This is a genomic window from Nonomuraea antri (genome assembly GCF_013283785.1).
In the GTDB taxonomy this organism is placed as follows: Bacteria; Actinomycetota; Actinomycetes; order Streptosporangiales; family Streptosporangiaceae; genus Nonomuraea; species Nonomuraea antri.
The window spans coordinates 1-16,134 of record NZ_JABCPZ010000097.1; the positions used below are offsets into that span (position 1 = coordinate 1).

At 70.8% G+C, this 16,134-nt stretch carries 19 protein-coding genes; 5 read left to right on the forward strand and 14 right to left on the reverse strand.

The genetic code is table 11. From position 1 onward, the window contains the following. Positions 1-519 (reverse strand): HD domain-containing protein (locus tag HII36_RS28290; protein WP_217370069.1); only part of this gene is annotated, 519 nt, incomplete at its 3' end. 62 nt (positions 520-581) lie between these two features. On the opposite strand from HII36_RS28290, the gene HII36_RS28295 reads away from it, so the two are divergent. Continuing rightward, positions 582-956 (forward strand): MmcQ/YjbR family DNA-binding protein, encoded by a 375-nt coding sequence (locus HII36_RS28295; protein WP_173526308.1) that lies wholly within the window; start codon positions 582-584, stop codon positions 954-956. A gap of 4 nt (positions 957-960) precedes the next feature. Here HII36_RS28295 and HII36_RS28300 read toward each other — a convergent pair whose 3' ends face one another. The 12 genes from HII36_RS28300 to HII36_RS28350 form a co-directional block, all read right to left on the reverse strand. Beyond that, complete coding sequence (locus HII36_RS28300; protein WP_173526309.1) at positions 961-1,566, reverse strand: LysE family translocator; 606 nt, start codon at positions 1,564-1,566, stop codon at positions 961-963. A gap of 184 nt (positions 1,567-1,750) precedes the next feature. After that, positions 1,751-2,971 carry a serine hydrolase domain-containing protein gene (locus HII36_RS28305; protein ID WP_173526310.1) on the reverse strand — a complete coding sequence of 407 codons (1,221 nt, stop codon included), beginning with the start codon at positions 2,969-2,971 and terminating at the stop codon, positions 1,751-1,753. A gap of 126 nt (positions 2,972-3,097) precedes the next feature. Beyond that, the gene (gene kynU / locus HII36_RS28310; protein ID WP_173526311.1) at positions 3,098-4,294 is read right to left on the reverse strand and encodes a kynureninase; all 1,197 of its coding nucleotides are present in this window, start codon (positions 4,292-4,294) and stop codon (positions 3,098-3,100) included. Positions 4,295-4,304: 10 nt separating this feature from the next. Then, positions 4,305-5,414: an ABC transporter substrate-binding protein gene (locus HII36_RS28315; RefSeq protein ID WP_173526312.1), complete on the reverse strand. Its 1,110-nt coding sequence runs from the start codon at positions 5,412-5,414 to the stop codon at positions 4,305-4,307. A 12-nt stretch (positions 5,415-5,426) separates the two neighbouring features. Beyond that, positions 5,427-6,395 carry an amidohydrolase family protein gene (locus HII36_RS28320; protein WP_173526313.1) on the reverse strand — a complete coding sequence of 323 codons (969 nt, stop codon included), beginning with the start codon at positions 6,393-6,395 and terminating at the stop codon, positions 5,427-5,429. Between the two features lie 11 nt (positions 6,396-6,406). After that, on the reverse strand, positions 6,407-6,922 hold the full coding sequence (locus tag HII36_RS28325) for a 3-hydroxyanthranilate 3,4-dioxygenase (RefSeq protein WP_173526314.1): 516 nt from the start codon (positions 6,920-6,922) through the stop codon (positions 6,407-6,409). Beyond that, positions 6,919-7,347 carry a RidA family protein gene (locus tag HII36_RS28330; protein WP_328807934.1) on the reverse strand — a complete coding sequence of 143 codons (429 nt, stop codon included), beginning with the start codon at positions 7,345-7,347 and terminating at the stop codon, positions 6,919-6,921. The genes HII36_RS28325 and HII36_RS28330 overlap by 4 nt, the downstream gene beginning before the upstream one ends. Next, complete coding sequence (locus tag HII36_RS28335; protein WP_173526315.1) at positions 7,344-8,102, reverse strand: 2-keto-4-pentenoate hydratase; 759 nt, start codon at positions 8,100-8,102, stop codon at positions 7,344-7,346. The genes HII36_RS28330 and HII36_RS28335 overlap by 4 nt, the downstream gene beginning before the upstream one ends. After that, positions 8,099-9,154, reverse strand: a complete 1,056-nt coding sequence (gene dmpG, locus HII36_RS28340; RefSeq protein WP_173526316.1) for a 4-hydroxy-2-oxovalerate aldolase — start codon at positions 9,152-9,154, stop codon at positions 8,099-8,101. The genes HII36_RS28335 and dmpG overlap by 4 nt, the downstream gene beginning before the upstream one ends. Next, a complete protein-coding gene (locus HII36_RS56915; protein ID WP_328807935.1) occupies positions 9,151-10,062 on the reverse strand; it encodes an acetaldehyde dehydrogenase (acetylating) in 912 nt (303 codons plus the stop codon). The genes dmpG and HII36_RS56915 overlap by 4 nt, the downstream gene beginning before the upstream one ends. Then, complete coding sequence (locus HII36_RS56920) at positions 10,059-10,856, reverse strand: 2-keto-4-pentenoate hydratase (RefSeq protein ID WP_236003950.1); 798 nt, start codon at positions 10,854-10,856, stop codon at positions 10,059-10,061. The genes HII36_RS56915 and HII36_RS56920 overlap by 4 nt, the downstream gene beginning before the upstream one ends. Beyond that, the gene (locus HII36_RS28350; protein WP_173526317.1) at positions 10,849-12,258 is read right to left on the reverse strand and encodes an aldehyde dehydrogenase family protein; all 1,410 of its coding nucleotides are present in this window, start codon (positions 12,256-12,258) and stop codon (positions 10,849-10,851) included. The genes HII36_RS56920 and HII36_RS28350 overlap by 8 nt, the downstream gene beginning before the upstream one ends. Before the next feature lie 96 nt (positions 12,259-12,354). Between HII36_RS28350 and HII36_RS28355 the strand changes: the two genes are divergently transcribed. From HII36_RS28355 to HII36_RS28370, 4 genes are all read left to right on the forward strand, one after another. After that, entirely contained in the window at positions 12,355-13,083 is a 729-nt protein-coding gene (locus HII36_RS28355) for an IclR family transcriptional regulator (protein WP_173526318.1), read from the forward strand. Positions 13,084-13,223: 140 nt separating this feature from the next. Continuing rightward, the gene (locus HII36_RS28360; RefSeq protein WP_217370071.1) at positions 13,224-13,697 is read left to right on the forward strand and encodes a VanZ family protein; all 474 of its coding nucleotides are present in this window, start codon (positions 13,224-13,226) and stop codon (positions 13,695-13,697) included. A gap of 153 nt (positions 13,698-13,850) precedes the next feature. After that, positions 13,851-14,603 (forward strand): GntR family transcriptional regulator, encoded by a 753-nt coding sequence (locus HII36_RS28365; RefSeq protein WP_173526320.1) that lies wholly within the window; start codon positions 13,851-13,853, stop codon positions 14,601-14,603. Between the two features lie 124 nt (positions 14,604-14,727). Beyond that, on the forward strand, positions 14,728-14,958 hold the full coding sequence (locus tag HII36_RS28370) for a hypothetical protein (RefSeq protein WP_173526321.1): 231 nt from the start codon (positions 14,728-14,730) through the stop codon (positions 14,956-14,958). Between the two features lie 183 nt (positions 14,959-15,141). On the opposite strand, the gene HII36_RS28375 is transcribed toward HII36_RS28370, so the two are convergent. Continuing rightward, on the reverse strand, positions 15,142-16,122 hold the full coding sequence (locus HII36_RS28375; protein WP_173526322.1) for a coiled-coil domain-containing protein: 981 nt from the start codon (positions 16,120-16,122) through the stop codon (positions 15,142-15,144). Positions 16,123-16,134: the final 12 nt, after the last annotated feature.

The window sequence follows — 16,134 nt, forward strand, 5'->3', positions numbered from 1 at the left end:
GGTGATGGTGGGGCGCCAGGTGGCGAGTTCGGTGAGTGGGGGGCGGGTCAGGCCGGTGACCTTGCCCAGGTCGTCCGCTCGGCGCAGGGTCACCGCGGTCAGGCCGTGCGGTGAGGTGGCGAAGGCGGTCATCTCCTGCTCGGACATGAGCCCACCCTGGAGCCCCAGCGTGCGCGCGGACTCGGGCGACAGCGCCCGCCCGGGTTCGAGCGTGGCCAGGTACCGCTTGGCCGGTACGTGCAGTTCGACCAGCGCCGCCACCCGGTCCCCGAGCAGCGGCCGGACCGCCGCCGCGCCGGTGGCCGCGTGCCCGGCCTCGTCGCCCGGGCACAGCAGGTGGCCCAGGTCGTGCACCAGCCCGGCCACCTGCAGTTCCAGGTCGTCCGGGCACCAGTCGCGGAGCACGGCCGCCACCTGCAGGCCGTGATCGAGCAGCGGCACCGGGTCGCCGGACCGGTCCGGGGTGTCCCAGGCGTTCTCGCATCGGGCCAGCAGGTCCATCAGTTCGTCGACGGTCACGGATCCACTGTCGAAGTCCCGCGGTCCGCCGTACCAGCCGGACTTTTCGATAGCTTCCATAGATGAGCGACTGGCACGACGTACGGGAAGAGTTGCGCGCGTTCGCCCTGGGCCTGCCCGAGGCTCACGAGGACCACCCGTGGGGCGACACGGTCATCAAGGTGAACAAGAAGGTGTTCCTGTTCCTCGGCGTCGACGAGCGGACCGAGAAGTGGGATCCGTCGTTCGGGGTGAAGCTGCGTTCTGAGGCGCACGGCCACGCGCTGACCGTGCCGGGCGCGGCGCCCAGCGGGTACGGGCTGGGCAAGGCCGGATGGGTGACGGTGCCGTTCCTGTCCGACCTGCCGGCGATCGACGTGCTGCGTGACTGGGTGGAGGAGAGCTACCGGGCGATCGCCCCGAAGCGGGCCATGAAGGTGCTCGACGGCGAGGCGTAGAGCCTCACTGGATGGCCAGGCGCAGGGCGAATCCGACCAGCACCACGCCGGTGATCCGCTCGATCCTGGCCCGTACGCGCGGCTTGCGCAGCAGCGCGCTCACCTTGTCGATGATGACGTTGTAGAGGCTGAACCAGAGCGCGTAGAGCACCGCGATGATGCTCGACAGCAGCACCGCCTGGCCGAGCGTGTCGCCATGGGTGGGCAGGAACTGCGGCAGCCAGGTCACGAACAGCAGCAGCACCTTGGGGTTGAGCAGGTTCGACAGCAGTCCCCTGCGTACGTGCAGCAGCGGTGAGCCCTTGGGCTCGTCCTCGACGGTGTGCTCGACCTTGTTCCTGCTGCTGAGCAGCGCGTTGATGCCGAGCCAGAGCAGGTAGCAGATGCCCAGCAGCCGGACCGCGGTGAACGCGGTGGGCGAGGCGACCAGCAGCGCCGACAGGCCGACGGCCGCGGCGGCGGCGTGCACGGACAGCCCGAGCAGGCCGCCGAGCATGGTCAGCAGCCCGGCCATGCGGCCGTGGGCGAGGGAGTTGCGCATGATCAGGGCGGCGTCCGGGCCGGGAATCATGATCATGACGAGGGTCGTGACCGCGAAGGTCAGCAGCATGGCGGGGGTCTCCCGGAGCTGAGGGGCGCGCTCCCGCCAACCCGCTTGTGCGCAGGCCGCACGGTGACGCGGGCGAACATGGATGAGTGCCTTGTGGGCACTACCGATGATACCGGTACGAATGGGATGAATCCCGGGCAGGCCCCCGCCCGAGACTCCGCTCAGACCGCCCGCCCGGGATGCGTCACTTCGCGAACGCGGCGAGCGCCACGGCGAGTCCGCGCTGGTTCTGGCCGGCGGCCTTGGCGTCGGTCGAGTTGATCGAGTAGACCACGGTGCGGGCCAGATCGCGGGTGGCGCCGACGCCGGCCGCGCTGCCGTACCTGGCGCCCGTCTTGCCGTAGGCGACGATGCCGCCGGGCAGGACGAGCCTGGACATGCCGGAGGTGTAGGTGGCGGGGTCGCCGGTGCCGTGCTGCTTGACGTCCGGGACCGTGAACATGGGCTCCAGCTGCGCCGGCGGCACGATCTCGCCCTTGAACAGCGCGGTCACGAACCGCTCCAGGTCGGCCGTGGTGGAGATCAGGTCGCCCGAGGCCCACGTGGAGGTGACGCTGCCCACGGTCATGTCCACCACGTACGCGTCGCCGTACGGCCGCGCGTCGGGGAAGCCCTCGGGCACGACCTGGTAGCCCCGGTTGTGCGGGCCGCGCACCTGGACGCTCCGGCCCGGCAGGTAGCTGTCACGCATGCCGACCGGGCGCAGGATCCTGGTCGTCACCTCGTGCTCGTAGGACCTGCCGGTGATCTTCTCGATCAGCATCCCGGCCACGAACGTGTTGATGTTGAGGTAGTGCTGCCGGGTGCCGGGGGTGAACTCGATCGGGTTCGCCACGGCCCTGGCGACGTACTCCTCGGGCGTCCACACCTTGAAGCGGGTGGCGTAGACCGTGGCGAGGTCGCCGGGCAGCTTCGGCGCGGGCAGGCCGCTGGTGTGGTTGAGCAACTGCCCGACGGTGATCCGCGGGTAGGCGGCGGGCAGCAGGCCGGGCAAGTGGTCCTGGACGGCGTCGTCGAGCGCGACCTTGCCCTCGGCGACGAGCTGGAGCACGACCGCCGTGGTGAACATCTTGGTCACGCTGCCCGCGCGGAAGCGCATCCCGTCCCTGGCCGGGCGCTCGCTCGTCAGGTCGCGTACGCCGCTCACGCCGTGCCAGGAGCCGGCCGAGCCGCCCACCCGCACCTCGGCGGCGGTGGCGTCGGGGGCGGGCAGCCCCGCGATCGCCTGCTTCAGCGCAGCCTCGTTGATCGGCGGCACCGCCTGCGTCGGCTGCGTGGCGGCGACGGCGGGGGTCGCGACGGCGGTCGCGCCCAGAGCGGGCAGGGCAGACAGAGCGGACAGAGCGGGCACGGCGGCCAGGGTGGACAAGGCGAGCGCGGCTGCGGCGATCCGGGTGCGCTTCATGGCATATCTCCAGGTAATGAGGGGTTTCTGTGCGATGTCCTCATCCTGGCGATCAGCCGGTTCATCCCGGATCGCCCGCACCGGCGGTCTTACCCGCTCCCTCCTGAGAGCGAGACGCTCACCCGATCAGGTGACCGCGAGCCGCTGGGCGTACTTCTCGTCCCGCCACAGCTCCTTGTCCAGCACCTCCAGCAGGGTCGTGGCGGCGTCGTGGACGTCCACGTACCTGAGGTAGAGCGGCGCGAAGCCGAAGCGCAGGATGTCGGGCGCGCGGAAGTCGCCGTGCACGCCGCGGTCGATCAGCGCGCGCATGATCGGGTAGCCGTCCGGGTGGCGGAAGGACACCTGGCTGCCGCGCTCGGCGGCCTCGCGCGGCGAGGCCAGCTCCAGCGCGTCGCCGATCAGGTCGATGAACAGCGAGGTCAGGGCCACGCTCTTGGCGCGCACCTGGGCCATCGGCACGCGTTCCCAGACGTCGAGCGCCGCGTCCAGGGCCGCGAACGACAACACGTGCGGGGTGCTCACCGCGAAGCGCCTGATGCCCTCGGCGCGGCGGAAGTCGGCCTCGAACGCGAACGGCTCGGCGTGGCCGTACCAGCCGGACAGGACGTTCTCCGCCGTGGCGTGGTGGCGCGGGTTGACGTAGATGAACGCGGGCGCGCCCGGCCCCGCGTTGAGGTACTTGTACGTGCACCCGACCGCGAAGTCCGCCGCCGAGACGTCCACCTCCAGGGCGCCGACGCTGTGGCACACGTCCCAGACCATGAGCGCCCCGGCCGCCTGCACCTGGGCGGTGATCGACGGCACGTCGTAGCGGGCGCCGGTGCGGTAGTCCACCTCCGACAGCAGCACCACGGCCGCGTCGTCGAACCTGCCCTCGGCCACGTCGCGCACCTCGTAGCCGCCGAGCAGCCTGGCAAGCCCCTGCACCATGTAGTGGTCGGTGGGGAAGTTCCGCGCGTCGGAGACGATCACCTTGCGGTCCGGACGCAGCCGCAGCGCCGCCGACACCGCCTGGAAGACCGCGATCGAGGTGGTGTTGCCCGCCACGACCTGCCCGGGCCCGGCGCCGATCAGCGGGGCCAGCCGGTCGCCGACGGTCAGCGGCTGGTCGTACCAGCCCGCGCTGTTCCAGCCGCCGACGAGCTGGGTGCCCCATTCGTCCTCGACGGCCCGGCGCACCCGCTCGGACGTGCCGCGCGGCAGCGCGCCCAGCGAGTTGCCCACCAGGTAGACGACGCCCTCAGGCAGGACGAACTCCCGCCTGAACTCCCGCAGCGGGTCCTCGGCGTCGAGGGCGCGGCAACGGTCACGGTCCAACACGAATTCTCCTTTATCCCACTTCAGGGGGAATAGTGGCAATTACCCGGTTTACACCATTTTGGTGGAGCGTGGCATACCAGTTCTGCACCGGATTGTGGTGAGTCTCGTCGAAGGTGACCGTGCCACGCGGGCTCGGCAGTTCGGTCACCCGGCCCAGCGCCCCCGTCAGGTCGCCGCCCTTGGCCACCGCCCGGTCGATCAGCCGCATGGCGTCCCAGCTCTGCGCCGCCACCATGGACGGGTTGCGCCCGGTCCTGGCCCGCCAGGTGGCCACGAACGCGGCGTTGTCCGGGTTGTCGAGCGCGGGCGAGTAGGGCCCGATGGCCACGATGCCGTCGGCGTCCGCGCCGACGCGCCGAGCCACGTCCTCGTCGGTCAGGTTGCCGCAGGCCAGCAGCGTGATCTTGTCCTGGTAGCCGTGCTGCCGGTAGGCCCGCAGGAACGCGTCGGCCTCGCCGCCAGCGTAGAAGGCGTACACCAGCTCGGCCTCGGCCGGGATCCGCGCCATGTACGGCGCCAGGTCCACGCCCTGGCCGAACGGCGTGAGTATGCGCTTGACCGCCTTCTCGCCGTACCCCTGCTCGAAGCCGTCGAGCGTCTGCTGGCCGGCCGAGTAGTCCGAGGCCATCAGCACCACGGCCTGGCCGGCGAAGCGCTCGGCGGCGTACCTGCCCGCCGCGTACCCGTGCGCGCGGTTGGTGTACGACACCCGGAAGACCCCGCGGCCGCCGAGCTGGTCGGCGCCGGCGTTGGCGATCACCACCGGCGTGCCCGCCGCCTCGTCGGCCACCGACACCGCCACCGGCGAGGCGATCAGGCCGGTGATCACGTCCACCCGGTCCTCCGCGATCAGCTCCCTGGCCCGCTGCCTGCCCTTCTCCGGGTTGCCCGCGTCGTCGGCGACGACCAGCGAGGCCGGCCGGCCGCCCAGCCGGCCGCCGTTCTCGTCCAGGTAGAGGCGCATGGCGGTCTCCATGTCCTCGCCGAGCGGCGCGTAGACGCCGGTCTGGGAGATGATCGCGCCGACCTTGACCGTCGCATCCTCCTCCGCCTGCGACGGCGCCGCCGCGCCGCAGCCGGCGGCCATGAGCACCACCAGACCGAGCACGGGTACGCGCATGGGAAGCTCCCTTCAGCCCAGATACGCCTCGGCGTTGGCGGCGAGCAGCTTGGCGCGTGCCGTGTCGGACAGGAAGGCCGCGTTCCTGATCAGCCCGCCCACCGGGGACTCGCCCAGCGGGTAGGGGAAGTCCGAGCCGAGCATGACGCGGTCCTCGCCCAGCGTGTCGACGAGCAGCCGCAGCGCCCGCTCGTCGAAGACCACCGAGTCGACGCTGAACCTGTCGAGGTAGTGCGACGGCGGGTACTCGGAGACGCCGATCAGGTCGTTCCTGCGGTGCCAGGCGTTCTCGAACCGGCCGAGCCAGAACGCGAACGAGCCGCCGCCGTGCGCGAAGCAGATCCTGAGCGTCTCGGGCACCCGGTCGAAGACGCCGCCGAGGATCATCGCCAGGATCGACAGGTGGGTCTCGGCGGGCATCCCGACCAGCCACTGCGCCATCCACCGGTCCAGCCGCGGCCCGGACGGCATGTCCCACGGGTGCACGAAGACGGGAACGTTCCTGCGCGCGCAGTGCTGGAGGAACTGCACGACGCCCGCATCGTCCAGGTCGCGGTCACCGACGTGGTTGCCGATCTCCACGCCCCGGTGCCCGCTGTCCAGGCACCGGTCGAGCTCCTCGCAGGCCAGGTCGGGGTCCTGCAGCGGCACCTGGCAGAACGGGACGAGCCGCTCGTCCGCGCAGATCTCCAGTGCCAGGTCGTTGAAGATCTTCGCGATGCGCACGGCCTGCTCGGCGGGTCGGTCGTAGCCGAAGAAGACCGGGGTGGGCGAGACCACCTGCCGGTCCACGCCGTCGGCGGCCATCTGTTCCAGCCGGACGCGCGGGTCCCACGCATTGTCCTGAATTTTGCGGAAATTTCGGTCGTTGACGAGGATCGTCGCTTCCCGCTCCGAGTCGATCCTCAGCCTGGGCGCCCCCGGCCAGCCCAGATCGGGCCAGCCCTGGGGCACGTAGTGCGTGTGTACGTCAGTGATCATCGGGGGTGCCGTCAGCCCTTGCCAGGATGGAGCGCGCCGCAGCGGTCGCAGGTGCGGGCGTTCTCATCGGCATAGAAGGCCGCGAAGACCGGCGGCAGGTCCTTGACGATGTCACGCACCTGCAACTCGACCTCGTGCAGCTTGTTCCCGCACTCCATGCAGTACCACAGGAACTTCTCCAGCTCGCCTTCCGGCCTGATCTTCTCGACCACCAGCCCGATCGAGCCCTCCTCCGGCCGCTGCGGCGAGTGCGGCATGCGCGCCGGCAACAGCCACATCTGCCCCTCGCGGACGTGCACGGTCTCAGGCCCGTTCTCGGTCATGATGTTGACGTGCATGTTCCCGCGGATCTGGTAGAACAGCTCCTCGTACGGGTCGATGTGGAAATCGGTCCTGGAGTTGGGTCCGCCCACCACCATCACGATGAAGTCATCGCCACCGGGGAACACCTCCTTGTTCCCGACCGGCGGCTTGAGCAGGTGCGCGTGCTCGTCGACCCACTTGGTGAAGTCGATGGGAGGAATCATGATCGCTCCTGGGGATGGTAGGCGACTGCTTGCATTTCGATGAGCAGGTGCGGGTGCGGCAGCTGGTGCACGGCCACCGTGGTCCGCGTCGGCCCTTCCTCGTCGAAGAACTCGGCGTAGACCTCGTTGTAGCCCTTGAAGTCGTTCATGTTGACCAGGTACGTGGTGATCTGCACGAGGTCGGCCAGTGAGCCGCCGGCGGCCTTGAGAATGTCGCCGATGTTCTCGATCACGGCCCTGGTCTGGGCGCGGATGTCCAGGTCGGTGGCGCCGAACTCGTCCACCTCGACCCCGACGAACGTGTTGTCGGGCCTGCGGCAGCTCGTGCCGGAGACGTACAGGAAGTCTCCCGCCCGCTTGACGTGCGGAAACCGTCCTCTGGGCACGGCCTTGCCGGGCACGCGCATGGCCTTGTTCCTGGTCACGTCCCCTCCGCGGTGGATGCGGCCGCCGTGAACGAGGCGCTGCCCAGGCGCTGGATCTCCACCCGGACGTGGGCGCCGGGGCGCAGCGGCTCGGCCGGCGTGGCCGCGCCGGCCAGCAGGATCGCGCCCGGCTCGATCACCTGCCCGGTGGCCTGGGCCAGCCGGGCCGCCTCGGCGATCGCCCGGCGCGGGTCGCCGAGGATCGCCCCGGTCGAGCCCACCTGCACCGGCCGGCCGTCGATCTCGAAGAGCACGCCGAGGTTCCACTCCGCCGGGTCGTAGGCCCGCCAGGGGCCGATCACGTACGCGGCGGCGGAGGTGTTGTCGGCGATCACGCTGTCGAGCGAGAACCTGAAGTCCTGGTACCTGGAGTCGATCAGCTCGATGCCGGGGGCCACGGCCGCGACCGCGCCGGGGGCGAACGCGTCGGCCATCGACTCGATGCGCCGGCCGACCAGGTAGACGACTTCCGGCTCCACCCTCGGATGGATGAAACCGGATACATCCGCGCTCGCGCCCTCGCCGATGCACATGGCATCAGTGAGCCTGCCCAGGATGAGGTCGTGCACGCCCATCTGACGGCGTTTGCCCTCGCTGGTGAACCCGAGCTTCACGCCCGTCAGCCGCTCTCCCCTGGCCAGGCGCAGGTCGATCAGCTCGCGCTGCGTCTCGTAGGGGTCGAAGCCGTACTCGGGCTGCGGGATGGGGGTGGCGGTGCGGAACGCCTCGTCGAGCGCGGCGGCCAGGTCGCTCATGGCGTGCCTTCCCCAGCTCGGGCGCCTTCCCCAACCCTGGTGTTCTCCCCGGCGCTCGCCAGGTCCAGGGCGATGTCCACGATCATGTCCTCCTGGCCGCCCACCATGCGGCGGCGGCCCGCTTCCGTGAGAATGGCGCGGGTGTCGACGCCGTACCGCTGTGCCGCGGCCTCGGCATGCCGCAGGAAGCTGCTGTAGACCCCGGCGTAGCCGAGCGTCAGCGTCTCCCTGTCCACCCGCACCGGGCGGTCCTGCAACGGCCTGATCAGGTCGTCGGCGGCGTCCATCAGCGCGTACAGGTCGCAGCCGTGCCGCCAGCCCATCAGGTCGGCCACCGCGACGAACACCTCGATCGGGCAGTTGCCCGCCCCGGCGCCCATCCCGGCCAGCGAGGCGTCGACGCGCACGCCGCCGTTCTCCACCGCCACCACCGAGTTGGCCACGCCCAGGCCCAGGTTGTGGTGGGCGTGGATGCCGATCTCGGTCTCCGGGCGCAGCACGTCGCGGTAGGCCCTGATCCTGTCGCGGACGCCGTCCATGGTCAGGCCGCCGCCCGAGTCGGTCACGTACACGCAGTGCGCGCCGTACGACTCCATCAGCCGCGCCTGCCCGGCCAGCACGTCCGGCGGGGCCATGTGGGCCATCATCAGGAAGCCGGCCACGTCCATGCCCAGGTCGCGGGCCACCTCGATGTGCTGGGCGGCGATGTCGGCCTCGGTGCAGTGCGTGGCGACGCGTACCGAGGTGACGCCGAGCGCGTGCGCCTTGCGCAGGTCGTGCACGGTGCCGATGCCGGGCAGCAGCAGCGTGGTGAGCCTGGCCCTGGTGACCGCGCCGGCCACGGCCTCGATCCACTCCTCGTCGGTGTGCGCGCCGGGGCCGTAGTTGAAGCTGCCGCCGGCCAGGCCGTCGCCGTGGGCGATCTCGATGGCGGCCACCCCGGCCGCGTCGAGCGCCCGGGCGATCTCGGCCGCCTGGTCGAGGCTGTAGCGGTGCCTGATGGCGTGCATGCCGTCCCTGAGCGTGACGTCCTGGACGTAGATGGCGCTCACGCGGCCACCTCCGCCAGGCGTTCCGCGGTGCGCAGCGCGGCGGCCGTCATGATGTCCAGGTTGCCGGCGTAGGCGGGCAGGTAGTGCGCCGCGCCCTCCACCTCCAGGAACACGCTCACCCGTACCCCGCCCTTCTGACCTGGGACGAGCGTCCACACCGGCTCGTCCCCGGCCACCGAGGTGAACTGGACCCGCTGCTTGAGCCGGTAGCCCGGCACGTACGCGGCCACCCTGGCGACCATCTCCTCGACCGACGCGGCCACGGCCGCCTCGTCGCAGTCGTCCACCAGGCAGTAGACGGTGTCGCGCATGATGAGCGGCGGCTCCGCGGGGTTGAGCACGATGATGGCCTTGCCCCGTTCCGCCCCGCCCACCTTCTCGATGGCCCTGGACGTGGTCTGGGTGAACTCGTCGATGTTGGCCCGCGTGCCGGGTCCGGCCGACTTCGAGGCGATGGACGCGACGATCTCGGCGTACCGCACCGGGGCCACCGCCGACACCGCCGCCACGATCGGGATCGTGGCCTGCCCGCCGCAGGTGACCAGGTTGAGGTTGGGCGCCGTCAGGTGGGCCTCCAGGTTCACCGGGGGCACCACGTACGGGCCGATCGCGGCCGGGGTCAGGTCGATGATGCGCTTGCCGTGCCGCAGCACGGTCTCGGAGTTGTAGGCGTGCGCGCCGGCCGAGGTCGCGTCGAGCACCAGCGACACCTCGGCGAACTCGGGCAGCGCGACCAGCCCGTCGACGCCGCCGGCGGTGGTCGCCAGCCCGCGCCTGCGCGCCCTGGCCAGGCCGTCGGATTCGGGGTCGATCCCGGCCATGGCGACGACTTCGACCCGCTTGGACAGCAGCGCCTTGAACATCAGGTCGGTCCCGATGTTGCCGGAACCGATGATCGCCACCTTCACTGCGAGAACACCGCCCGCACCGAGCCCAGGCCGTCGATGTGCGCCTCGAACACGTCGCCCGGCTCCACCGCGACCACCGGGCCGAGCGCGCCGGTCAGCACGACGTCCCCGGCGCGCAGCGGGTGGTCGGTCTTCCCGAGCGTGCCGGCCAGCCAGACGGCCGCGTTCAGCGGGTGGCCCATGCAGGCCGCGCCGGCCCCGGTCGAGACCTCTTGGCCGCGCCGCGTCATCGTCATGCCGGCCAGCCGCAGGTCGAGCCCGGTCAGCGAGGTGGGCGTGTTGCCCAGCACGAACGCGCCGCTGGAGGCGTTGTCGGCGATCGTGTCGGCCAGCGAGATGTCCCAGTCGGCGATGCGCGAGTCGACGATCTCGATGGCGGGCAGCACGAAGTCGACCGCCCTGATCACGTCGGCCACCGTGAACGGCCCGCCCACCAGGTCGGCGCCGAGCACGAGCGCGATCTCCGCCTCGGCCTTGGGCTGCAGGAACCGCTCCACGGGCACGGGCAGCCCGTCGAGGTAGGCCATGTCGGCGAAGAGCATGCCGAAGTCCGGCTGGTCGACGCCGAGCTGGCGCTGCACGGCCGCGTTGGTCAGGCCGATCTTCCGGCCGGCCAGCCGCCGGCCCTCGGCCAGCGCCCGGCGCGTGTTGATCTCCTGTACGGCGTACCCGCCGGCCGCCGTGGTGACCAGGTCCCTGATCGGCGCGCACGGCTTGCCCGTACGCGCGGCTTCGACCAGCCGATCGGCGGCCTGGGAGTACGTGTCCACCGCCTGGGACCATTCGTCATGCATCGGGTTGCTCCAGTTTGATGGTGATCGTGGTGGGCTCGGAGTAGAAGTCGAGCGACTGGGTGCCGCCCTCCCTGCCGATGCCCGACAGCTTCACGCCGCCGAACGGGGTCCGCAGGTCGCGCAGGTACCAGGTGTTGACCCAGACCAGCCCGGCCTCCAGGCGCTGGGCGACGCGGTGCGCCCGGTCCAGGTTGGTGGTCCAGAGCGTGGCCGCCAGGCCGTAGTCGCTGCCGTTCGCCAGGTCGACCGCCTCGGCTTCGGTGTCGAAGGGCGCGACATGGCAGACCGGACCGAAGATCTCCTCCCGGTTGAATCGCGACCACTCCGACAAGCCTGTCACGACCGTCGGTTCTACGAAATATCCGGAATCGCGGGAGTCGCCGAACGACGGCACCCCGCCTCCCGTGAGCACCTTGGCCCCCTCCGAGCGGGCCAGGTCGTAGTACGAGAGCACCTTCTCCCGGTGTTCCGCCGAGATCATCGGCTGCGGGGTGACCTCCTGGGCCCTGGCCGCCAGCCGCGCGCAGAACTCCTCGAAGATCGGCCGCTCGACGTACAGGCGCTCGGTGCACAGGCACACCTGGCCGCCGTTGGTGAAGACCGACTTCACCGTGCCGTCGACGGCCCGGTCCAGGTCGCAGTCCGCGAAGACGAGCCCGGCGTTCTTGCCGCCCAGCTCGAACGAGACCGGCTTGACCCGGTCCGACACCGATTTCATGATCGCCCGGCCGGTGGCGGTGGAACCGGTGAACGTGACCCCGTCGACGCCCGGGTGCTCGACCAGGAGCCGTCCGGACGGCCCGTGCCCGAAGACGACGTTGACCACGCCGTCGGGCAGGCCGACCTCGGCGCAGATCTCGGCGAACAGCGCGGCCGAGCCCGGCGTGTTCTCCGACGGCTTGACCACCACCGTGTTGCCCGCGACCAGGGCGGGCGCCAGCTTCCACGTCATCAGCAGGAACGGCAGGTTCCACGGGACGATCACCGCCACCACCCCGAGCGGCCTGCGCACGGTGTAGCTGAGCACGCCGGGCAGGTGGAAGGCGTCGTCCGGGCGCTGGGCCGCGATCTCGGCGAACGCGCGGAAGTTCTGGGCGCCGCGCGGGATGTCGAGCGTGCGGGTCTGCTCCAGCGGCTTGCCCGTGTCGGCGATCTCCGCGGCCACCAGGTCGTCGAAGCGGGCCTCGATGCCGTCGGCCAGCCGCCGCATCCACCCGGCCCGCTCGGCGACCGGCAGCGCCGCCCAGTCGCGCGCCGCCTCCCTGGCCGCGCGCACGGCCCGGTCCACGACCTCGGGGTCCGCCTCGTGGACCTGCCGGAGCACCTCGCCCGTGACCGGGTCGTGCACCGGGAACGGCGGGCCCGCGGCCACCCGCAGGCCACCGATGAAGTGGGTCAACACAACAGTCTCCTCAATTTCCTCACTCCCCGGTATAGAGCGGCGAGCCTCCGATGGACAACAATGCGTTCCGTGTCACGGAACCCCGATCGTCTCTCGATGCTGGAGAAGTCGTGGCTGGTCCTGGACGCGTTCCGCCCCACGGGCGGCCCGCTCCGCCTGGTCGACGTCGCCGCACGCTGCCACCTGCCCAAGACCACCGCCTTCCGGCTGCTCACCGAACTGACCGAGATCGGCGCCGTCACCCGCAGGGACGACGGCTACTACCTCGGCCGCCGGTTGTTCGAGCTCGGTAGCATCGTCCCCCTGGAACGCGACCTGCGCCATGCCGCCCTGCCCTTCATGCACGACCTGTACGAGGCCACGCACGAGACCATCCATCTCGGCGTGCGCGACGGGCTCGACGTGGTCTACGTGGAGAAGATCCGCGGCCACGCGGCCGTCTCGCTGCCTTCACGGGTCGGCGGCCGGCTCCCGCTCACCTGCACCGGCGTGGGCAAGGCGCTGCTGGCGTACTCGGGGCCGGAGCTGATCGACGAGGTGCTGGCCCGGCCGCTGCGCCGGCTGACCCCGCACTCGATCGTCGACCCCAAGCGCCTGGAGGAGGCCCTGGGTCAGATCCAGGCGGCGGGCCTGGCCTACGAGCGTGAGGAGGCCCAGCTCGGCGGCGCCTGCATCGCGGCCCCGATCTTCCGCGAGGGCATGGCGGTGGCGGCGCTGTCGTTGTCGGTGCCGCTGGCCCGCTTCCATCCGACGCGGCTCGCGCCGGCCGTCAAGACCGCCGCGCTCGGGGTCTCCCGCGCGCTCACGCCTCGCCTCACCTCCTGAGCGCGGCGGTTTCTGGACCTGTCCAAAGGGTCAGCTTCCCGTACCTCGCGCCGCCCCGACATCATGGTCCGGTGACGCGGACGTGGGAATTGTGGGGAAACGTCATTATTGCTGGCACCTTTGCGCTTCCCCTGGCCGGGTTGGCAATCTTGCTCCTCGCCCGCCTTCGCCGCCGCGCCGGACACCCGGCGCCGCTCCGCACCGCCCTGGCCGACGTCGGCGTGGTGGTCGGCACGGCGCCCTGGGTGTGGATGATTCTGACCCCGTCCAACCGTCCGTCGAGCGTCGATCTGGTGCCGTTCCAGGAGCTGCTGGCCCTCGCCGATTCCCCGTTCGACGTGCTGTTCGTGCAGGTCGGGGGCAACCTGCTGGTCTTCGCCGCGCTCGGCGCGCTGCTTCCGGTGCGCACCGCCGCGCTGGCCTCCGTGGCACGCGTGGCCGCCGTCGCGGCGGCCTGCTCGATCCTCGTGGAGACCCTGCAGCACGTCCTGCGCCTGGGCCGGGTCTCGTCGATCGACGACGTGATCGTGAACACGGCAGGAGCCGTGCTGGCCGCCTTGGTTACTCGCCGCTGGTGGGCCTCGCGGATATCGGCCAGAACCGTTCCCCGGTAACGGCCCGGCGATAACAGTCCGGTTTTCCCCTCATGGGTACGATCCGCGCAAAAATCAGCCCGCGACCATCCCCTGCATCTGTGCGATCGTGGACAAGACGGGGCAAGTTCTCTGGAGACGCCAAACCCGCTTGGTGACAGAGGGTGATCGAACGTGTCTGAATCCCCGGTACCACACGAGCCCCCCATCTATCGACGCATCGCCGACGGCCTCCGCTCCCGGATCCTCTCCGGCGAACTGCGCGACGGGGACCGACTACCGGGCGAGAACGCGCTCATGGCCGAATACGCGATCGCACGCGCCACAGCGAGGCAGGCGCTCGCCGTACTGATCAATGAAGGGCTTGTGGTGCCGAAGCGAGGTTCGGGGGTTTACGTGCGACTTTTCAAGCCGATCCGGCGGCACGGTTCGCGCCGGTTATCGCGAGAGCAGTGGGGCCAGGGACGCGCCATCTGGGACGCGGACACCCGTGGCCGCCCTTTCACCGTGGACGAGGTGGAGGTGACTCTGGAACGGGCCACGGAAGACGTCGCGGGCGTACTGGAGAGCGGCGAGGTATGGGTTCGGCGCCGCCGCTACTCGGTCGACACCAGGCCCGTGCAACTGGCGACGTCCTACTTCCCCGCGCACCTGGTCGAAGGCAGCGCCATCACGCTCCTGGACACCGGCCCCGGCGGCGTCTACGCCAGGCTCGGCGACCTGGGCCTGCCACCGGCCCACTTCACCGAGGAGGTGCGCGCCCGCATGCCCAGGCCACGCGAGAGCCACCTGCTCGACCTGCCCGCAGGCACCCCGATCATCATGATCAGCCGTACCGCCTACACCTCGGGCGGCCTGCCCGTGGAGCTCAACGAGATGGTGCTGGACTCGGCCGCATACGTACTCCAGTACGACTTCGACGCCTAAATCAACCGGACATGTCAAGCGATAGGTTGACCTGTCCATCGCGATCATTGCGTTCTCTAGAGAAGTAACGCATTTTCAAAGGGAGATGGAACCTCGCTCGGGGCACCCTGGGAGGGCGGAGCAGATGTCCTTCGATCGGCATCTCGCCGAGATCGCCCGGGAGTACCCCCAGTGGACCATCTGGCGGAGCGACGCGGGCCGCTGGTGGGCCACGAGACACCATCCGCTCAGCGCGGCGCAGCGCGATGCCGGATGTGCGATGACCATCGACGCGGACGACCCGGACGGTCTGCGCGACCTGCTCCGGGACCAGGAGAGGAGGGCCGGCGAGCGGGCCGGTCCCGCCCCTCCATGACGCGCGACGTGGAGCGTTCCGCGATGCTTCGCGGGCCAGGCGGCGCGCGCACGCCAGCAGCCCGGTGCCGGGTTCAGCGTCTCGGCGGCCCCGGCACCGGGCCACCAGCGGGCGATCACGCAGTGGGGCCACGAACGCGGAAGCCTCCGACCCTATCGGGGGCGGGGGCTTCCGCTCCGCGGCTTACGGGTGGACCTTGAGCCTGCCCAGGTTCACGTCCGTGTCGTCGGCGACGATCTCGGCCTCGGCGACCTGCGGCTCCTGGTGGCCCTCGTCGTCCACGACGATCCGCACGTCCTCCTGAGCGGCCGGGAGAACCGGCTGCTGGGCGGCGACGGGCACGGCTTCGGGCACCAGCGGCCCGGCCGCCGACTCGCTGCGCATGAGGTCGCCGAGCACCGTGCTGATCTCGGTCAGGCGGCGCACCACCTCGGTGTGCGTGTTGGTCAGGTAGTCGACGCGGCGTCCGGCGTGCTCGTCGAGCGCGGCGACCCGCTGGTGCGCGGCGGCCAGCGTCGAGTCGGCCTCCTCCCGCGCGCTGGTGACCAGGTGCTCGGCCTGCGCGGTGGCGTTCTCCATCAGCCGCTCGGACTCCTGGGTGGCGCCGTTCAGCACCCGCTCGGCCTCGCCCCGCGCGCCGATCACGGTCTCCTCGGCCTCCGCGCGGGCCGCGCCGAGCTGCTCCTCGGCGTCGGCGCCGGCCTGGGCCAGCATGCGCTCGGCGGCCTGCGTCGCCTCGGCCACCCGCCGCTCGGCCTCGGCCTGGGCGGAGGTGAGGATCTTGTCGGCGGTCTCGCGCGCCGACGTCATCAGCCGGTCGGCCTCCGCCCTGGCGTTCTCGCGCAGCGACGTGGCCTCGGACTCGGCGTCCTCCCGCTTGGCCGCGGCCTCCTCCTCGCCGAGCTTGAGAATCTGCGCGAGCCGCGGGCTCAGGTCGTCGTAGCTCTGTGGCGCCTCGACCATGCGCCGCCGGGCCTCCGCCAGCTCGAGGCGGCCCTGCTCAGCCTGATCGATGGCCCGCGCCAGGCGCTCTTCCAGATCACGGACCTGGTTTCTGGTACGGATCATGTAGTCGTGGACCTGGCGGCGGTTGTAGCCGCGCATCACGACCTCGAAGGTGTCCTCTTGCATCAGATCGGGGAGACTCTCGTGCTGGTTTGTCATGGGGGTTACCTA

What these genes read in the sequence shown, in the direction of transcription:
- HII36_RS28295 (WP_173526308.1), top strand. Translation starts at nt 582, where the DNA reads ATGAGCGACTGGCACGACGTACGGGAAGAGTTGCGCGCGTTCGCCCTG.
- HII36_RS28300 (WP_173526309.1), bottom strand. Translation starts at nt 1,566, where the DNA reads ATGCTGCTGACCTTCGCGGTCACGACCCTCGTCATGATCATGATTCCC.
- HII36_RS28305 (WP_173526310.1), bottom strand. Translation starts at nt 2,971, where the DNA reads ATGAAGCGCACCCGGATCGCCGCAGCCGCGCTCGCCTTGTCCACCCTG.
- HII36_RS28315 (WP_173526312.1), bottom strand. Translation starts at nt 5,414, where the DNA reads ATGCGCGTACCCGTGCTCGGTCTGGTGGTGCTCATGGCCGCCGGCTGC.
- HII36_RS28320 (WP_173526313.1), bottom strand. Translation starts at nt 6,395, where the DNA reads ATGATCACTGACGTACACACGCACTACGTGCCCCAGGGCTGGCCCGAT.
- HII36_RS28325 (WP_173526314.1), bottom strand. Translation starts at nt 6,922, where the DNA reads ATGATTCCTCCCATCGACTTCACCAAGTGGGTCGACGAGCACGCGCAC.
- HII36_RS28335 (WP_173526315.1), bottom strand. Translation starts at nt 8,102, where the DNA reads ATGAGCGACCTGGCCGCCGCGCTCGACGAGGCGTTCCGCACCGCCACC.
- HII36_RS56920 (WP_236003950.1), bottom strand. Translation starts at nt 10,856, where the DNA reads ATGCATGACGAATGGTCCCAGGCGGTGGACACGTACTCCCAGGCCGCC.
- HII36_RS28355 (WP_173526318.1), top strand. Translation starts at nt 12,355, where the DNA reads ATGCTGGAGAAGTCGTGGCTGGTCCTGGACGCGTTCCGCCCCACGGGC.
- HII36_RS28370 (WP_173526321.1), top strand. Translation starts at nt 14,728, where the DNA reads ATGTCCTTCGATCGGCATCTCGCCGAGATCGCCCGGGAGTACCCCCAG.
- HII36_RS28375 (WP_173526322.1), bottom strand. Translation starts at nt 16,122, where the DNA reads ATGACAAACCAGCACGAGAGTCTCCCCGATCTGATGCAAGAGGACACC.